Origin of the sequence: Paenibacillus sp. JJ-223 (assembly GCF_927798175.1) — a bacterium.
Classification (GTDB): Bacteria; Bacillota; Bacilli; order Paenibacillales; family Paenibacillaceae; genus Paenibacillus; species Paenibacillus hubeiensis.
This window is the reverse complement of sequence record NZ_CAKMMP010000001.1, coordinates 481,849-499,725: the sequence shown is the minus strand read 5'-3', so window position 1 is coordinate 499,725 and position 17,877 is coordinate 481,849. Positions and strand designations below refer to the sequence as shown.

Sequence of the window (17,877 nt, the reverse complement as noted above, 5' to 3'; positions counted from 1 at the left end):
CCCAATTCTTTTATGCTACCGATAATCTATTTAAATATTATTGTTAACCAAACGATCAGAATCTCTATCTGAGATAGTCTTAATTTTACTGCATTTTACAGCGAATCCATATGGGGAGCAAGTTTATGGTTTATTTCTCCGTTAGAGCATCCATCCTTGGGCTATTCTCTCTCCTAAAATAGCGACTTCCATGGGATCATGTTCTTGTCCCTCGACAGAAAACAGACCCGCTATGATCGATAGCGGGTCTGTTCTTCATTTCCATATCTGTACAAGAACGTGTTCTTCTACAGCTTTAGGCCGATCTTTTGTTTTTGTTGTAGATATCGAAAGCTACGGCAAGCAGAAGCACCAAACCTTTGATTCCCTGCTGCCAGTCAATGCCCAAACCAATGAGGGACATCCCGTTATTCAGTACCCCCATTACCAAGCCGCCGATGATTGCTCCAAACACGGTTCCAATGCCACCGGAAGCTGAAGCCCCGCCAATAAAGCAGGCTGCGATGGCATCCAATTCAAAGTTGGTACCCGCTCTTGGAGTGGCCGCGTTCAGACGGGCAGCGAAGATCAGACCGGAAACGGCGGCGAGCACGCCCATGTTTACAAATACCCAGAATGTCACTTTTTTGGTTTTGACTCCGGACAGTCCTGCAGCCTTTTCATTTCCTCCAAGCGCGTATACATGACGCCCCATTACAGTACGGTTCATGACAAAGGAATAAACGATGATCAGTACAAACAGCAGGATCAAAATATTCGGAATTCCGGCGTAACTTGCCAACACGAAGGTAAACAGGTTCGTCACCGCAGCCACCACAATCAGCTTGAGCAGGAAAAGTCCCTGCGATACGACCGCGAATCCGTATTTCCGCTGGGAGCGGCGTTCCCGCAGTTCATTCACGATGTACCAGACCGTAAGCGCAACCCCTACAAGGATCGAGATGAGCCCGAAACCCGAGAATTGAATATCTGGCAGGAACCCGGAGCTAATCTTTTGGAATCCTCCCGGAAAAGGAGAGATGGACTGCCCTTCGAGCACGATCATCGTCAACCCGCGGAAGAGCAGCATGCCCGCAAGGGTCACGATAAACGCAGGGATCCGCACATAGGCGATCCAGAAGCCCTGCCAGGCTCCGATTAACGCCCCGACCAGCAAAGAAGCGATCACCGCCATCCAGGCCGGAAGCTGCCAGTCGACCATCATGATTGCTGCCACTGCACCGACAAAGGCTGCAACGGAACCTACCGACAGGTCAATATGTCCGGTAATAATGACCAGTACCATCCCGATGGCGAGCACAAGAATATAGCTGTTCTGCAGGATCAGATTCGTAATATTGATCGGTTTCAGTAAGAGCCCGCCAGTCAGCAGCTCGAACAAGATCATAATGACAACCAGGGCGATGATCATCCCGTATTGGCGTATATTGTTTTTGAACAGTTTAGTTAGCATTTCCATGCTTCTCGCCTCCAGACTTCGTCATATATCTCATCAACGTTTCCTGCGTAGCTTCTTCGTGGCTGACTTCTCCCGTGATGCGCCCGGCATTCATGACATAAATCCGGTCACACAAGCCCAGAACCTCCGGAAGCTCGGATGAGATCACCAGCACGCCCTTGCCCTCTGCAGCAAGGCGGTGAATAATGGTATAGATTTCGAATTTGGCGCCCACATCGATTCCGCGGGTCGGTTCATCCAGAATGAGAATATCCGGACCGGCAAAAATCCATTTGCTTAGCACCACTTTCTGCTGATTGCCACCGCTCAGGTTTCCGGTTTTCTGCAAAATGCTCGGTGCTTTGATATTCATGCTTTTCTTCATTTCTTCGGCAACCAGCACTTCTTCACGTTCGTTCACAACTGCATTTTTGGTCAGCTTGCTCAGACCGGTCAGTGAGATATTGCGTTTGATATCATCCATAAGAATGAGCCCGTATTCCTTCCGATCCTCCGTCACGTAGGCAAAACCATTTTGAATCGCCTCCGTTACGCTGTTGTTCTGAATCGGTTTGCCATCCTTGATCAGCTGGCCCGATATGTTGCGTCCATAAGATTTACCGAAGATGCTCATGGCCAGCTCCGTACGTCCCGCCCCCATCAGACCGGCAATGCCCACGATCTCGCCACGCCGGATGTTCATGTTGACCTGATCCAGCACCTTGCGTTCGGCATGATGCTCGTGATAAACGGTCCAGTCCTTCACTTCCAATATGACTTTACCGATATTGGCATGACGTTCCGGGTAGCGGCTTGTCAGATCACGGCCCACCATTCCGCTGATAATCCGGTCTTCGGTGACGTTATCCTTTCTCATGTCCAGCGTCTCGATCGTCTTGCCGTCCCGCAATATCGTAACGGAGTCCGATACCTTGGACACTTCATTCAGCTTGTGGGAAATCAGGATACACGCAATTCCCTGCTTTTTGAATTCCAGCATTAATTGGAGCAGATTTTCGCTATCATCTTCATTAAGCGCTGCCGTTGGTTCATCCAGAATGAGCAGACGAACCTTTTTGGAGAGTGCTTTTGCAATTTCGACCAGCTGCTGTTTACCCACGCCGATGTTGGATACAAGCGTGTTCGGATTTTCGCTGAGCCCCACTTTGGAGAGCAATTCACGTGTACCGACCAACGTTTCTTTCCAGTCAATGATGCCTTTGCTGGCACGTTCATTGCCCAGAAAGATGTTCTCCGCGATGGACAGGTAAGGGATCAGCGCGAGCTCCTGATGGATAATGACGATCCCCAGATCCTCGCTCTGCTTGATATTTTTGAACTCGCATGTTTTGCCCTGAAACAAAATATCCCCTTCGTACGTTCCATGTGGATATACACCGCTAAGCACTTTCATCAGCGTGGATTTTCCTGCACCGTTCTCACCGCACAGCGAATGAATTTCGCCTTCCCGGACCTTGAGATTGACGTTCTCCAGTGCTTTGACCCCAGGAAAGGTTTTGGTAATGCCCTTCATTTCCAATATGATTCCGGTCATGGGATTTGCTCCTTTCCATTATTATTTCAATCCAATTTCTTCTTTGGTGTAATATCCGGTGCCTACAATGTCCTTCTCCACGTTTGTGCGATCCACTGAAATCGGATCCAGCAAATAGGCTGGTACGATCTTAATTCCGTTGTTATATGACTTTTCGTCATTCACTTCCGCTTGTTTTCCTTGCAAAATGCTATTGGCCATCTCTACCGTTTGTTCCGCCAGCTTGCGAGTATCCTTGAATACCGTCTGCGTCTGCTCTCCGGCAACAATGGATTTGATCGAGGCCAGCTCCGCGTCCTGACCCGTAATGACGGGCAAAGGTTTACTCTTTGATCCGTATCCGACGCCTTTTAGCGACGAGATAATGCCAATGCTGATTCCGTCGTACGGGGACAAGACCGCATCCAGGTGATCTCCCGAATAATAGGCGCTGAGCAGGTTATCCATCCTCGATTGAGCCAATGCTCCATCCCAGCGCAAGGTCGCGATCTGCGCCATCGTGGTTTGGTTGCTCCGCACGACAAGCTTGCCGGAATCGATATACGGCTTCAGCACAGACATCGCACCGTCAAAGAAGAAATACGCATTGTTATCGTCGGGCGAGCCGCCAAACAGCTCAATGTTGAACGGGCCCTTGCCTTCCTTGAGGCCCAGCTTCTGCTCAATGTAAGAAGCCTGGAGCACGCCCACCTTAAAGTTGTCGAACGTCGCGTAGTACGTTAAATAGGGCGTGTTGCGAATCAGACGGTCGTAGGATATGACTTGAATGCCTTCATCGTGAGCCTTCTTGATCACATCCGTCAGCGTATTGCCATCCACGGATGCAATCACCATCACATCCACTCCTTTGGTGATCATGTTCTCAATCTGTGAAATCTGATTTTCGACCACGTCCTCAGCGTATTGCAGATCCGTTTTATACCCCTGTTCCTGAAACAAACGGACCATGTTCTCTCCGTCGCCGACCCATCGCTCGGAGGATTTGGTTGGCATGGAGATGCCGACATATCCTTTTTCCTTGCTGCCTGCCCCACTCTCAGCCAGATTGCAAGCCGACAGCATCAGGGTCATCACCAGAAGCCAGATCATCACTGCTCCTTTTTTCATATCAAGTTCCCCTTTCCTCAAATCATGCGGATCGTGAACGAATCATAAGATAACGCTTACAACGTTCGAAGTGACCCATACTGCTTTCTGTTTTCGCCTGATCCAATCGTAGCATTATGACGTCGAGACCGTCTTTGCAGCTTTTGAACCTTTTTTATAATATTTTAACTTTTGTATAACCTGTAGAAGTTAAGATGCTGAATCCCTTGCCTCGAGTATCGTTCATCCACCGGGTATAAAAAAAGAGCTGATCCGCTTCGCAGAAGCAGAACAACTCCGTTGCCCTTGTCCATGTCCGGTGATGTTATTCCTGGTCCGCTTGATGTTATACCAGGTCCGCGGAGGCACTGTGCCCTGTGCCCCCGTCTTTTCGGTACTGCGCAGGCGAGATCCCCATCTTTTTCTTAAACGCCGTGCTGAAATAATGCTGGGTGTCGTAACCGACCCGTTCTGCAATGCTGTGGATGGGCATCGTCGTGGAATCCAGCAGCTGCACCGCTTTACGGATGCGGGCATGCGTGACCAGGGTTACGAAAGTATCGTTCAGCTCTTTCTTGAGCACCCGGCTGAGATATACCGAGGAGACTTGCAAGCGGGCAGCGAGCGATTCAAGCGTCAGTTCCCGATCCGCGTACTCCTCATTGATGATCTGCCGAGCCCTGCGCACCAGCGGAGACAATCGGGCTTCCCCATAAACAAGTTCCCGGCATAGCCGGTAAGCATTCGGGGCCTCTTCTAATGTACCTGTATTTTGCACCACACGGGCATGAACGGCGATATTGAGGCAGGAACCGATCTGCTGTTCAATGATGCAATCCAGCTCTTCCGGAGCCGCCTGCCACAAGCAAAAGCCGATTAACCCATTCGGGTCCCTGAACAGGACATGCGGAAGTTCTCCCAGCAGTTCGCCGATAATATTCTCCACGGCAAAAAGAAACAATTGGCGGTCATTCTCCCGCATAAGGGACTGACGGGCTTCGGCCGCAGGCCAGCGGACGATCCCGAGCTGCACGGGCGGATCGGATGGCAGACGCAGGAACGCCAGCTGCTCTGTCAGATCTTTTCCTTCCGCAAGCCCTTCCAGCCACTCCAGACAAAAACGCTGACGCAAAAGCGGAATATTGCGTTCGATCTGATCCGCAGCCTGCTTAACGTAAGCGGTCCGCTTGCGTTCTTCGTCCATCCGCCGATACAAACGCTCGAGCGCAGCATGCAGCCGCTCCGCATCTACCGGCTTTAGGATGTAATCCTCCACGCCAAGTCGCACGGCCTCCTGGGCATAAGCAAACTCATCATGACCGGAGATGATCAGACAGCGGCAGCCCGGACATTCGTCCTGAAGGCGGCGGATCAGATCAATCCCGTTCAGAAATGGCATATTCATATCCACAAGGATGATATCGATACCGAGCTGGACAGCCAGCTCCAGCGCTTCTTCACCGTCTTCCGCTTCACCGGCAACCTCCATGCCCAGCCGATCCCAATCAATGGCATCCCGTATGCCTTCGCGAATGATCGGTTCGTCATCTGCAATCAGAACTTGGTAGCGCCCTGAAGTCTGCAATGTCTGGACTCCCGCCACAGAAACTGCCGCACTCTCCAATTCTGTCCAAGCTGCTTGCATGGTTGCTCTCTTCATTGACTCTCCCGCCTTCCTTCAATATCGAATTGCAATGCTTGTGGTAGTTCCTTCATTAACGGCTGAGTGATGGTCACGCAGGTCCCTTCACCTTCCTGACTATCCAGGCTGATTCCGTATTCTTCGCCAAAAGAAAGCCGCAGACGTGCCTGTACATTCAGCATGCCATAACTTTTGCCACCCTGGCCGGCTTCCTGTATTTCCATGCTCTCCAGGGGTGTGCTGAGGAGACGAGTCATCTCGTGCAGCCGCTCGCCTGTCATCCCGGCGCCATCGTCCTGTACCGTAAGCAACAGCTTGTCGTCTTTTACTTTAGCTTCGATCCGAATGTTACCCGGCCCTCGTCTCCCCTTAATCCCGTGATAAATGGCATTTTCCACTATGGGCTGCAGCACCAGCTTAAGCACGAACAGCTCCTTTAGGTCCTCGGGAATCACCAACTCACATTGAAGCCGGTTCCGGTACCGGGTCTGTTGAATCTGCAGATAGCTGGATATATGTTCAATCTCGGAACGCAGAGGAATGAAATCATTGCCTTTGCTGAGCCCGATCCGAAACAGTCTGGAGAGGGCACCCACCATCTCGGATACATCGTCTACGCCTTTCCTCTGTGCCATCCAATGAATCGTATCCAAGGTGTTATATAAAAAATGAGGTTTGATATGCTCCTGCAGGCTTCGCATTTCCGCATCCCGTTTCTGCCGCTCCCGCAGTTCATTAAGGGACATGAGCTGCTGGATTTGCACCAGCATTCGGTTGAAGCTTCTGCCGAGCATGCCGATTTCATCGGCACGATCGCTCCAGCGGCCGGATCTGAGATTTCCCGTTTCCGCTCTGCGCATATAAGACATCAACCGGAAAATAGGCTGAGCGATGGAATTGGAAAATCGCAGGGAAGCGCTCAGGCCAAAGAGACAGACCACGAAAACAAAACTGACCACGTAAAACTGGATCTGGCGGACTTCCGCCGTCGATTCCTTGGCCGGGAACACCCCTACGGTTCTCCATCCCGTAAACGCGGAAGACTGGTACATGAATAACAATTCCTTCCCTTCTGCTTCTGCGTTAAATGTTCCGCTATCTCCCGATGTGAACCACGCGGGTGGAATCTGCTCAACGAGTGGATTGTCCGGCATATAGACGCTTCGCCCTTCTGCATCGGTCACCATGACATATCCGGATTTCCCCAGCGTTACATCCCTGGCGGCCTGTGAGACGGTACGCAGCTTGAGATCAATCATAATGACACCGAGCACGCGTCCCGATGATTCATCCGTGATGGAACGTGCGACGGACACAATTTCACTGTCTTTATACCGGACATGCGTCGTGATGTTACGATGTCTCGGTTGGCCCAGAACGGTAAAAATGCCGGCATTCCCGGCCGCGCTTTGGTACCATTCCTCCTGAACCAGGCTTTGATTGGTTTTCGGATACATCTCATTGCTGATGTAATCTCCGTTTCGGTTAACGAGCACGATCCCTGCGATTTCCGGGTACAATGTCGTGAAGCCCTGCAAATATTGCTTGATTCCATAAAGCTGATCCTGATCTTTGGCCCGGTTCAGATCGTTATAAGGTACAGCTGTGCCTGTATGGCCGTCAAAATCCGTTTTCCCTTCCATAAAAGCACGGATATCCGGATCAAAAGCGATCAGATAGGTCATATTCTGCAAATTCTCCATCTTGCTGTCAAGCGCTTCATTGACTTTGCCGATCAGCTGCATCGTGTGCCCTTCAACCTGTCGTTCGACAATCCGTTCCACCGTCCAGTTCACCAGCAGCCCGAGTCCCACCGAAGGAACGATGGCAAAGAGCAAAAAGAGCAGCATCAGCTGATAACGCAGCGGCATATTACGCAAGCGGAGCCGCTGCAATCCGCCCTTCATGCGGAAACGGATTTTCCTCCAGCTGAGGGACATAGTTGACCGATTATTATTTTTATTTGGCATAGTAATCATCTACATTCGAACGTGTCACCACAGAGATTCCGGTGTCTACCCTAACAGGCAGCGGTGCGTTCTCATCGGAAGAGGACGGTGCGGGCACGGTCAATTGATGGTGCAAATGAAACAGATATTGAAGGGACCAATATCCCATGTTCCAGGTTCCTTGTGCGATCGTTGCAGAGATGGTGCCGCTCTTGATCATATCCAGCGTAGCCTTATTCGTATCAAAGGAGATGATTTGGAGCGGATGTCCCGCATTTGCATTCTGAACCGCTTCGCCTACGCCTGCCGCTCCCGTCGCCTCGGTTACAAAAATTCCGCCGAGCTTCGGATACGCCTTCATCATTCTGAGCGCTTCATCTTTTGATTTCATTACATCTCCGTGTCCATCGGCAACTTCAACGACCTTCATGGAAGGGTACCGGTCACGGATCGTATCGCGGAACCCCTGTGTTCGTTCTTCATGATTTTGCTGGCCCGGCATGGTCAGAACGGCGACTTCTCCCTCCCGGCCCAGAAGCTCGGCCATTTTGTCCGCAGCAGTCACCCCTGCCTGGTAATTGTCCGTACCGAGAAAAGAATAGGCCCTGCTGTCCGGTGCGTCCGCATCAAACAAAACGACCGGGATACCCGCGTCCAACGCCTTGTTTATGACGGGAATCAGCGATTGCGGGTCAATGGCGGAAATGGCGATGCCTGCCGGTTTTCGTGCAATCGCCTGCTCGATGACTGTGGTCTGTTCCTTCGGATCATACCGCGTAGCTCCCCGGTATTCCACGGTTACCCCGAGGGCATCCCCGGCATCCTCGAAGCCTTTGAGCACACTTTTCCAATATTCCAAGCCGGACTGGAACGTGATCATGATGTAAGTTTCACCGATATCTCCGCGCAGTCCCCTGTCTTCCCATGAGCCATTCGCTTCGCTTGCGTATTCGTACCTGAACACATACAGCGCAAAAGCCGAGATGAGCAAAATATAAACCAGCAGCGTTTTTTTCATATTCGTCTTCACTTCCTTAGAGGTCTCTCCACTTGCGTTCCGCTTAAATTGTAAACGCAAACACGCAAAAAAGAAACCGCTTTCCGTTTTAGCCAGAGTCATCTGTGTATGGAGACACAGGGCTAACATTTACTCAAGCAATATTTATTGTAAAATTATAGCATAATACAAATATCATATGGCCGGCTCGACCTATGAAATTCAGGCATCTTGGAGGTTCCCAACATTTTGGCACAGCATGAGAAAAAGACCTTCTCCTTCCCGCTGCTCATTGCAGCATTAAGCCTTACCGTATTTGCACTGATTGCCTTGTCCGTCAGTGATCACCAGATCCACCGGTTTGATGACAACCTGATCGGATGGGTTCAGGGCATGGAATCACCCGGCATGACCAAGTGGATGCGGGTATTCACATGGATCGGCAGCGGACGGCCTGTCATCACCATCACGATCATGTTTATGATCGTATTGTATATTTTCCTGGGACACAGGCGGGAACTTCTTTTTTTGGCCGCGGTCATTGCAGGTTCAGCAATGCTGAACACCTTGTTGAAACTGGCATTTCAGCGTGCCAGACCAACCATCCATCGCATTGCAGAAGCGAACGGATACAGCTTTCCGAGCGGACACTCGATGGCGGCGTTCAGCCTATATGGCGGATTGGCCTTTCTGATCTGGAAGCATATTCCTACAGCAACGGGCCGGGTGATGATGATCATCGTCAGTGCGGCCTTAATTTTGGCGATCGGCCTGAGCCGAGTTTATTTGGGCGTGCATTATCCCAGCGATATTGCCGGAGGTTACTTTCTGAGCGGCAGCTGGCTGGCGATCTGCATTTGGTTTTATCAGCGTTATTTGGAGCGGCTGTCGCTGCTTCATTCCAAACCTCAGACATAGAACTTTATAATGAGAAAAAGTCAAAGACCCGCCACCCTCAAGCTGAGGTTAGAGCGGGTCTTTTTCCCTATTAGTTCAGGTACCCCCGATGAGATGGAGATTTTATTTTTTGTGGATTTTTGCTATGCTGGGTTACATATTTGGATACGGGAGACTGAGCATGAATGCATAAAATACTGATCGTGGACGATGAAGCAGATCTTCGAAAGCTGCTGTCCGATTATTTTGAAATCAACGGGTATTCCGTCCTAACGGCCAAGGACAGCAGGGAAGCGCTGCGAAAAGTGGAACAACAACCCGATCTTGTTTTGCTGGATATCAACATGCCTGAGCAGAACGGCCTTCAATTATGCGAGAAAATCCGAGACTTCATCTCGTGCCCGATTTTATTTTTAACGGCTCGAATTGAAGATGCCGATAAAATAGCCGGATTTCAGGCCGGCGGCGATGACTATATCCTGAAACCTTTCAGCATTCACGAGCTGGGGGCCAGGGTCGAAGCGCATTTGCGCAGAGAACAGCGAATCCAGACCAAATCCTCGGTAAGGTTTAACGATGATTTGGTCATTGATTATACAGCCCGGGAGCTTTACTACCAAGATAAGCAAATTCCACTCGTGAAAAAAGAGTTTGACATTATCGAGTTACTGTCCACACATCCCAATATCGTGTTCGAAAAGGAACGCATATACGAAAAAATTTGGGGGTGGGACAACCAGGGAGACAGCAGTGTGATCGCGGAACATATCCGGCGAATTCGTTCTAAATTAAAGGAACATGGCTGCGTTGACCGAATCGAGACTGTTTGGGGAGTAGGATACAAATGGCCAAGCTCATGAATGCACTGCTGCTCAGGCGATTTACCTTACGGCAATCTTTTATGCTGTTATGCGTAGTCACGCTCATTGCCGTACTGGTCGTCATCACGCTGGAGTTTGCCTGGGCGGAGAAGCTGCGGCTGCGTTTCGGAGAATCGGAGTGGGTGCTGCCCTCCCTCGTCGCGGCAGTGATGCTTACCGTAGCAGCCGGAATCGTCACCATGGCCATCTTATTTTACAGATGGAAACTGAAACGTCCGCTGGAGCTGTTAAAGCAGGCATCCGAGAAAATTTCGGCAAACGATCTGGACTTCCACATCTCCTATGACAGCCGGGACGAGATGGGCGAGCTGATTGCGGCATTTGAGAACATGCGCTCCACATTGGAGAAAAACGTAAAGACGCTCTGGCGGTCGGTGGAGGAACGCAAGAAACTCAATGCCATTTTTGCTCATGACTTGAGAACGCCGCTGTCCGTGTTGAAAGGAAACACCGAGCTCCTCGCCACCTATCTGCCTGAAAAGAAATTGTCGGAAGAAAAGGTGCTGGATCTAATCCATACCATGAATCTTCACATCGTGCGTCTGGAGAGCTATGCGGAGGCTATGAGCTCGATTCAGAAGCTGGAGGATGTCCCGGTGCACCGTCAGTCGATCGATACGATCTCGTTGACGACTTTGTTAAACGACAGTGCCGAACAAATCGCAAGGCAATTCGGCAAAACCTTCGTGTCTTCCATGGAATATGATCATGCCGTAATCAACGTGGACCCCTATATCGTCATGCAAATTTTCGAAAACATGATGGCCAATGGGGCTCGATACGCAGCCAGCCAAGTGAACGTTCACTATGACATTCAGAAAAGCACGATGAAGATTACCGTCTCAGACGACGGGCATGGTTTCTCGGATGAAGCCCTGCACAAGGCTGTGCTCCCTTTTTATCGCGGCGAAGTGTGGGACGCGACCGAACATCGCGGGCTGGGCCTTTATATTTGCAAGGTGTTTTGTGAAAAACATGAAGGGGACCTGCAGATCGCAAACGGTCCTCATGGCGGCGGGAGCGTTACGGCAAGTTTTGGGACCCCAGTTGATAAATAGTTGAAAAAGTGCTGATAGCATTTCCTTATCTTGAATTTTAGGAGTGCTAATGATGCCAAAACTGAAAAAAAGAATGTTTGTTGCAATCAGCTGTTTATTGTTGTTATGTTCCGTGTGGCCGAACCCCATGTCCGCCACGGAAGCCCGGGACAGGTCGGAAATCCTGCAAGACATCGACGAATATATGAATCGGAGCATGAAGGCCAATCACATCAAGGCTGCTTCACTGTCCATTGTTAAGGACGATGAGGTCTACTACGCCAAAGGCTACGGAACATTCGCAGACGGCCAAAGCGTGACGGACGACACTCATTTCCCCATTGCTTCGTTAAGCAAGTCCTTTACTGCGTTGGCCGTGCTGCAGCTGGCAGACCATGGACAAATTGACCTGGATGCGGCTTACGATTCTTATTTTCCCGAGCATTCTCCACTGGATCCCCGCGTACATGACATTACGGTCCGTCATTTATTGAATCAGACCAGCGGTCTCAATGACAAAGTAAACCCGGATATGACGAGGAACGCGCAGTTCCAAACTCTGCATGAGGCGAATCGATTATTAACGGAGGTTCAACTTGCCCATAGCCCCGGAACCGCGTACAGCTATCATAATCCCAATTACGTGCTGCTGGCGAACCTCGTGGAAAGCGTAAGCGGGGAGCGTTTTTCGGATTATCTGAAGCGCCATATTTTTGAACCGCTAGGAATGAACCATACCTTCAGTGTCAGCACGACGCAGCAAATCAATGAGAATGAAACGATCCCGTTAGGACATTACTTGATTTTGGGACGTGCCGTAGGCCAATCGGAACCGCTCTGGTTCATTGAGGGCCCGGCCGGCATCATTTCAACCGCAGAGGATATGTCCCTCTGGATGCTTGCCCAATATCACGGACAGCTCCTTTCTCCTTCCCTAATGAAGCAATATCACGCAGCCGGGGCCATCGGTCCGTACGGCATGGGCTGGCTTGCAAACCAAGACGAATCCGGGGGCAAAATGATCTCCCATAGCGGCATCTTCTGGACGTACAAGTCGGAAGAAATGATTTTTTTGGACGAGAAAATGGGCGTTGCGATCATGTTTAATTCGGGCATAAATGCTTTTGTGAATTACTCGGCTTTTATTCATGATATTGCGAAGATCATGAGAGGGGAAAAGCCTGAAACCTCATTTGTGAACGGTCGAAACATGGAAATGATCATGATTGCGCTGATCATCGCAACGCTCGCATGGGGCGTATATGCCTATTTTCGCATCCATCGGAGGAACAAACGCCTAACGATGAGTAAATTGATTCTGATCACGGTTAGAAAGCTGATTCCGGTCCTAATACTCTTGTCCCTGTCCCCATTGATGACGTTGATCGGCGGAGGACGCGTGCTGCCTTGGTTCGGCATCTGGACTACTCTGTCGTCTCCAATCATTTGGCTTGCTGTATGGTCGCTTGTCAACTTCGTGCATTTGGCTTGTTATTATTACGTCTACGTTCAGATTAAAAAGAACGGTCGTTGGGATTTACCCCAGTAGTTTTATTCGCATAAATGAGCTGCCGTTCTGGCGTGTGTCGATCATCAGGAGTTTGCTGTGCGCTGATTGAATCCCTTCACGATGAGCCAGAGCGGCAGAACTATTTCAAATATTGCCCCTGGAACATAAAGAATCGTTCCGAGGTCTAGACCAGCGATCGCCAGGCAGCTGGATGTTAGCAATCCGGCATACCCGATAAATCCGATCATGGACAATAAGCGCGGTACCAACCTGGACTGGTAGAGCACATAACAGAATAACAAACTGCCTAGGCTCAGTACCACCATAGCCAGTTCAAAGAGCATAAAGTGAGATTCTGCCGCAAACTTTGCCAGTACTTGAAAGTATCCGTCACCTGATTCCGCCTCCCTGTAATCACCGCTCAACGCGAGGAGCAGTATCGGAACGATTAAACTAAGGATAAGAATCGCTGACTCGATCACCCTGGAAGCGAAGTACCCTAGCGTAAACGCTTCGTTCTGTTTTTTTAATACAGGGTACAGCAGCATGGCAATTCCCACAACCGCTATCGCGTTGATTAACTCCAAAAACAATCCTAAGATTACGTTGGTTCGGTCCAAATTTAAAGCTGCCAGTTGTTCGGGCTGCTGAAGAACGGGGTTCAGCAACCCGCTCCCTAACAGATACGCAACCGTCGACAACAGAAAGAGTGACCCTGCTACCTTTACATTCCATTTGCTCATGCTTATCTCCCCTTCGCTCATGTTATAGAAATCATAGCTTAGGGGCTTGGGGATCAATAGACACTTTAGTGTGGTTTTTTATCGTTCTTTGGGGAGTAAATTCAGCTCATGAGCACGTGCAACCGCTTCAGTGCGCCTCCGAACTTGAAGTTTCTCGAAAATTCTGCGATTATGCCCTTTTACCGTGTCCACAGCCAAGGAGAGTTTTGCGCCGATGTCCCGGTTGGAAAGTCCCTTGGCAACAAGCGCTAGCACATCGAGTTCACGCTGGCTGAGCGGCTCAACCAAATCGCAATTCTTCGTTGATTGAAGGATCGTCCTGACACGCTCCAGGCCAGCTTGTGCTTCGCGAAGAGCCGGAAGCGGAAGATCGCCGGCCAGCTTGATAGCCTCTTCGTAGCATTCTCCCGCCAGGTTGGGTCCATTGTCTGCTTCATGTAATTGACCCAGTCCGATAAGAGACATAATGGCCATCAGTTTATGTCCCATCACGTGACTGTAAGAAATAACTTCATTGTAGGCTTTTTGAGCTCCCGCATAGTCTCCCCGCCGTTGGCTTGAGATGCCCAGCATCCATGCCGCCGCCGTCCGAACAGGAAGATTATCCTGGCGGAGATACGCTAACGCGAGCCTGGATTGGTTAATAACTTGATCGATCTCATAGGCTGCACTCCTCAAAACATTCTTGCCCGGAGCAATAAGCTCGATGAGGTCATCGCTTTTGTCGTCATGCTCCGTCATTTGCATGAATTTTTCAGCTGTCTGTAATTTTTGATGGGTCCCGTTAGGATTCACGGCCATCATTAACGAACCCACTGCAGCCCGGGTTGCCGCAATCAGCCCGATCAAGTCTCTGACGCGAACGTCCTGTCGGGCGCCTTCGAGCGCTGCCTCTGCCGCTCGCAGTTTGGGTTCAACGTGCGTCGGCTTACCTGTGATTAGCAAAGCTGAACCGTACATCACCCACAACGCCGGTCTGGCGTCCAATTCTGCAGCAGGCAGCGACTCCAACCATTTCAGCGAAATGCCTGCTGCCCCGCGAAGATGCAAAGGCATCCCATGGCCTTCCAAAAGAAGCGCGGAGCGTTCAACATCAGCTGTTTCAACGGCATGGCGAAATGCTTCGATTTCAAGGCCGTGATTTTCATACCAAACGCTTGCCCGTTGGTGTAGTTCTGCAACATTGGAACCGTTGAGATGATCCTCTAACCGTCTTTGCAATGACTCGGCGAACAAGTGATGGTAGCGATACCATCTTCGTTCATGGTCCAAAGGAATAACGAACAGGTTTTGGCGCTCAAGATCCAGCAACCGTTGCTTCCCTGATATTTCCGGATCGAGCAGAATAGCATCGCAAAGAGAACCGCACAGGCGGTCGAGAATCGAGGTGCGTAACAAAAAGGTCTGAACAGCCTCCGGTTGCCGCTCCAGAACCTCTTCTACCAAATAATCCAGCACAAAATGATGGCTGCCAGCAATAGACTGAATAAACCGGTCTGTACCACGATCGCCTTGAATAGAAAGGGCGGCCAACTGCAAACCGACAATCCATCCTTCCGTTCGTGATGCCAGCTCATCGATGATATTCTCAGGTAGGTTTAGTCGCATGACTTCGTTAAGAAACCCTTCAACTTCGGGACGCGTAAATTTCAGATCTGCTTCACGCAGCTCTGTTAACTGGTCTTGAGCTCGTAACCGGGCCAATGGAATAAACGGATCCTCGCGTGTGATCATGACCAGATGGATATGCGAAGGCAGATGATCGAGGAGAAAGGAAATCGCCTCGTCTATCGGCTTCGATTTCGCTGCGTGATAATCATCAAGGACAAGAATGAAAGGTGATATGACAGCAGCTTCCTTTAGGAGCACCTCTATAATGGACTCCATCGGAGGCGGTGCTGGAGATTGAAGCATTTCAAGCACGCCTTCCCCGATCTTCTCGGCAATCGTTTGCAGCGATGAAATAACACAGGTTAAAAACCGCGTAAGCTCATTATCCCCTTCCTCAAGTGATAGCCATGCAACAAGCCGCCCGCATTGGGGAATCCATTCGCCAATCAATGTCGTTTTGCCATAGCCAGCGGGCGCGGAGATCAAGGTCAATTTACGATGTAATTCACATTGAAGCCTTTCTATCAAGCGTTGACGGAGAACTGTATTTTGCCGAAAAGGCGGTATATTAAATTTAGTGGAAAGGTTACGCTTAGACATAAGCATATTTTACCATTAGGGTTTGCCGCCATCAATGAATCGAATGACCAAACTTGAATGAAGACAAAGGATTTCTTTTTCGATTAGATAGCCGCATTAGAAGACCGTTTATTGCTCTCGGTTGGGTCATTTCTCGGTTAAACTTTAGTCTCCGGCCGCCATCCAAAAAAAACGAAAGCAAATAAATAAGTTCTGTGACATTTTGTTTACAAGTTGATCAAACTTTGGCGACAAGTCCCTTCTATATTGAATTAGTGAGTGCTGTAAAGGAAGCACAAGCTAACAAGTAATAGAAACAGACTAGGAGGAATATGAATTGTCATTAAACTTTTTGTCACCGAATGAGATAAGGCATCAAGGCGTGGAAGTTGACCCTGGTGCCCCCAATTCTCAGCAAAATAACGCGGATTTGTCGCATAAGCGAGGTAACCCACGTGGGTCCGGACGACTTATGGCTCTAGATGCTGTAAGGGGTCTAGCCGTGATCGGCATGTTTTTACAGCACTTTGCTTTGAATGAAAGAAATGCTATCGTTGCAGGCAATACGACGCTATTATTTGTTCTTTGCGGAGGTATTTCGTATTCGCTTATGGCTCAGCGGATGAAGGAGCGCGGAACGGATGCAACCGTTTTTCGGTCAAGAATGCTAGCGCGGGCTGTATTTGTGGATGTGATCGGCTACCTCCTAATCCTGCTGAATACCCCATACGGCATCATCCTGCCTGCTTACGCTGCCATGTTCGTGCTTGGATTAGTGCTCATTCACCGCTCAACTCGTGTATTGGTTTACACTGCTTTAGGTTTACTGGTGTTGGCACCGCCACTTATGCTTCTGGGGTTGAGTTACTTCAATGGAGCAGATCTGCTTCAAGATATTGCCGGGGGGCCGATGTCTGCTCTCGCACTTTCTCCTGCTTTTGTAGCAGGAATGGCGATTGCGCGATTCAATCTAACCAATAAGCGAATTGCAGTCTCGCTTGCCATAAGCGGTTTCGTCATGCTTGTCATTGGTAAGATGCTGGAAGCTTATGTCCTTCCTGATCTAAGAACATCTTTTGAATCGTGGATCGTTCGTGTTCAAGGTACGAATTTCGTTCCAGTTGACGAATATGCCATTTGGCCTTTTAATGTAAATCCACCGCTCTGGCACATGCTTCTCCAGACAGCACCGCATACCGCGTCAACGTTCCAGACGTTAATCGGGCTCGGAATTGCATTTCTGGCCATAGGACTTGCGTTCCTGATCCCGAGTAAAATAAGCGTCATTTTAAGCCCTTTTGCAGCAGTTGGTCGTGTCGCCCTTACGATGTACGCCGCTCAGTTCATCGTTGTTTGGGTGTTGACCCTCCTGGGAATCGATTATGGTTTAGGTGAATTTCCGCTTGGTGATCTAATCGTAGTTGTAATCACACTGGTGGTGGGCTCTATTATTGCTCTTAAGCCTACTGGTCCACTCGAGTTAATGATGCGACGATTCGACCAAAGATTCAGTTCCATCGGTCCAGCACCAGCATCCAAATGAAAAATCTAATCCGCAATTATACATCTTCAATGAGCAGCCCACCCACGGGTGGGATACTCATTGAATAACCTAGAACAAGATATGTTCTAGGTTCACAGAGAAATACAGAGAAATATAGGTAAGATCAGAAATAAGCAACGATAATGAATATATGTAACTTCCTTTTCTTGGCTCGGGACAAGAACTTGTACCGATAAAACAAAAAAGCCGCTAAAATAGCGACTTTCAATGGGACAATGTACTTGTCCCTCGACATTACAACAAAAAACCTTAAATCATCATATCACAAGATAGCGACTTTCGGGACGAGAACTTGTACCGATAAAATAAAAAAGCCGCTAAAATAGCGACTTTCAATGGGCATATGTTCTTGTCCCCCGACACTTCCTCTCAAGTTGAAAAGAACTTT

The 17,877-nt window shown here is 49.5% G+C and carries 13 protein-coding genes; 5 read left to right on the top strand and 8 right to left on the bottom strand.

Annotation, left to right across the window (positions count from 1 at the left end):
- Positions 1–295 precede the first annotated feature (295 nt).
- From mmsB to L6H98_RS02070, 6 genes are all read right to left on the bottom strand, one after another.
- Positions 296–1,459: a multiple monosaccharide ABC transporter permease gene (mmsB, locus tag L6H98_RS02095; protein ID WP_236412515.1), complete on the bottom strand. Its 1,164-nt coding sequence runs from the start codon at positions 1,457–1,459 to the stop codon at positions 296–298.
- Positions 1,443–2,993, bottom strand: a complete 1,551-nt coding sequence (gene mmsA / locus L6H98_RS02090; RefSeq protein ID WP_236412514.1) for a multiple monosaccharide ABC transporter ATP-binding protein — start codon at positions 2,991–2,993, stop codon at positions 1,443–1,445. Before mmsA ends, mmsB begins: the two co-directional genes overlap by 17 nt.
- Positions 2,994–3,014: 21 nt before the next feature.
- Positions 3,015–4,100 (bottom strand): multiple monosaccharide ABC transporter substrate-binding protein, encoded by a 1,086-nt coding sequence (chvE, locus tag L6H98_RS02085; RefSeq protein WP_290371405.1) that lies wholly within the window; start codon positions 4,098–4,100, stop codon positions 3,015–3,017.
- 325 nt (positions 4,101–4,425) lie between these two features.
- On the bottom strand, positions 4,426–5,739 hold the full coding sequence (locus L6H98_RS02080) for a response regulator (protein WP_236412513.1): 1,314 nt from the start codon (positions 5,737–5,739) through the stop codon (positions 4,426–4,428).
- A complete protein-coding gene (locus L6H98_RS02075; protein ID WP_236412512.1) occupies positions 5,736–7,628 on the bottom strand; it encodes a sensor histidine kinase in 1,893 nt (630 codons plus the stop codon). Before L6H98_RS02075 ends, L6H98_RS02080 begins: the two co-directional genes overlap by 4 nt.
- 52 nt (positions 7,629–7,680) lie before the next feature.
- Positions 7,681–8,688: a substrate-binding domain-containing protein gene (locus L6H98_RS02070; RefSeq protein ID WP_236412511.1), complete on the bottom strand. Its 1,008-nt coding sequence runs from the start codon at positions 8,686–8,688 to the stop codon at positions 7,681–7,683.
- A 264-nt stretch (positions 8,689–8,952) separates the two neighbouring features.
- Between L6H98_RS02070 and L6H98_RS02065 the strand changes: the two genes are divergently transcribed.
- The 4 genes from L6H98_RS02065 (at position 8,953) to L6H98_RS02050 (ending at position 13,031) form a co-directional block, all read left to right on the top strand.
- Positions 8,953–9,585: a phosphatase PAP2 family protein gene (locus L6H98_RS02065; protein WP_236412948.1), complete on the top strand. Its 633-nt coding sequence runs from the start codon at positions 8,953–8,955 to the stop codon at positions 9,583–9,585.
- Positions 9,586–9,749: 164 nt separating this feature from the next.
- Positions 9,750–10,424, top strand: coding sequence for a response regulator transcription factor (locus L6H98_RS02060; RefSeq protein ID WP_236412510.1), 675 nt, complete (start codon positions 9,750–9,752; stop codon positions 10,422–10,424).
- Positions 10,409–11,503, top strand: coding sequence for a HAMP domain-containing sensor histidine kinase (locus L6H98_RS02055; protein WP_236412509.1), 1,095 nt, complete (start codon positions 10,409–10,411; stop codon positions 11,501–11,503). The genes L6H98_RS02060 and L6H98_RS02055 overlap by 16 nt, the downstream gene beginning before the upstream one ends.
- A 127-nt stretch (positions 11,504–11,630) precedes the next feature.
- A complete protein-coding gene (locus L6H98_RS02050; RefSeq protein WP_236412508.1) occupies positions 11,631–13,031 on the top strand; it encodes a serine hydrolase domain-containing protein in 1,401 nt (466 codons plus the stop codon).
- Positions 13,032–13,075: 44 nt separating this feature from the next.
- On the opposite strand, the gene L6H98_RS02045 is transcribed toward L6H98_RS02050, so the two are convergent.
- Positions 13,076–13,735 (bottom strand): DUF4386 domain-containing protein, encoded by a 660-nt coding sequence (locus L6H98_RS02045; RefSeq protein WP_236412506.1) that lies wholly within the window; start codon positions 13,733–13,735, stop codon positions 13,076–13,078.
- A gap of 78 nt (positions 13,736–13,813) precedes the next feature.
- Positions 13,814–15,946 carry a LuxR C-terminal-related transcriptional regulator gene (locus L6H98_RS02040; RefSeq protein WP_236412504.1) on the bottom strand — a complete coding sequence of 711 codons (2,133 nt, stop codon included), beginning with the start codon at positions 15,944–15,946 and terminating at the stop codon, positions 13,814–13,816.
- Positions 15,947–16,355: 409 nt separating this feature from the next.
- Between L6H98_RS02040 and L6H98_RS02035 the strand changes: the two genes are divergently transcribed.
- Complete coding sequence (locus L6H98_RS02035; protein ID WP_236412947.1) at positions 16,356–17,468, top strand: hypothetical protein; 1,113 nt, start codon at positions 16,356–16,358, stop codon at positions 17,466–17,468.
- Positions 17,469–17,877 lie beyond the last annotated feature (409 nt).

Bases quoted from the DNA above. Each gene is read 5' to 3' on its own strand.
- L6H98_RS02070 (WP_236412511.1), bottom strand. From the start codon at position 8,688: ATGAAAAAAACGCTGCTGGTTTATATTTTGCTCATCTCGGCTTTTGCG.
- L6H98_RS02040 (WP_236412504.1), bottom strand. From the start codon at position 15,946: ATGTCTAAGCGTAACCTTTCCACTAAATTTAATATACCGCCTTTTCGG.
- L6H98_RS02055 (WP_236412509.1), top strand. From the start codon at position 10,409: ATGGCCAAGCTCATGAATGCACTGCTGCTCAGGCGATTTACCTTACGG.
- L6H98_RS02045 (WP_236412506.1), bottom strand. From the start codon at position 13,735: ATGAGCAAATGGAATGTAAAGGTAGCAGGGTCACTCTTTCTGTTGTCG.
- L6H98_RS02050 (WP_236412508.1), top strand. From the start codon at position 11,631: ATGTCCGCCACGGAAGCCCGGGACAGGTCGGAAATCCTGCAAGACATC.
- mmsB (WP_236412515.1), bottom strand. From the start codon at position 1,459: ATGGAAATGCTAACTAAACTGTTCAAAAACAATATACGCCAATACGGG.
- mmsA (WP_236412514.1), bottom strand. From the start codon at position 2,993: ATGACCGGAATCATATTGGAAATGAAGGGCATTACCAAAACCTTTCCT.
- chvE (WP_290371405.1), bottom strand. From the start codon at position 4,100: ATGAAAAAAGGAGCAGTGATGATCTGGCTTCTGGTGATGACCCTGATG.
- L6H98_RS02060 (WP_236412510.1), top strand. From the start codon at position 9,750: ATGCATAAAATACTGATCGTGGACGATGAAGCAGATCTTCGAAAGCTG.
- L6H98_RS02075 (WP_236412512.1), bottom strand. From the start codon at position 7,628: ATGAAGGGCGGATTGCAGCGGCTCCGCTTGCGTAATATGCCGCTGCGT.
- L6H98_RS02080 (WP_236412513.1), bottom strand. From the start codon at position 5,739: ATGAAGAGAGCAACCATGCAAGCAGCTTGGACAGAATTGGAGAGTGCG.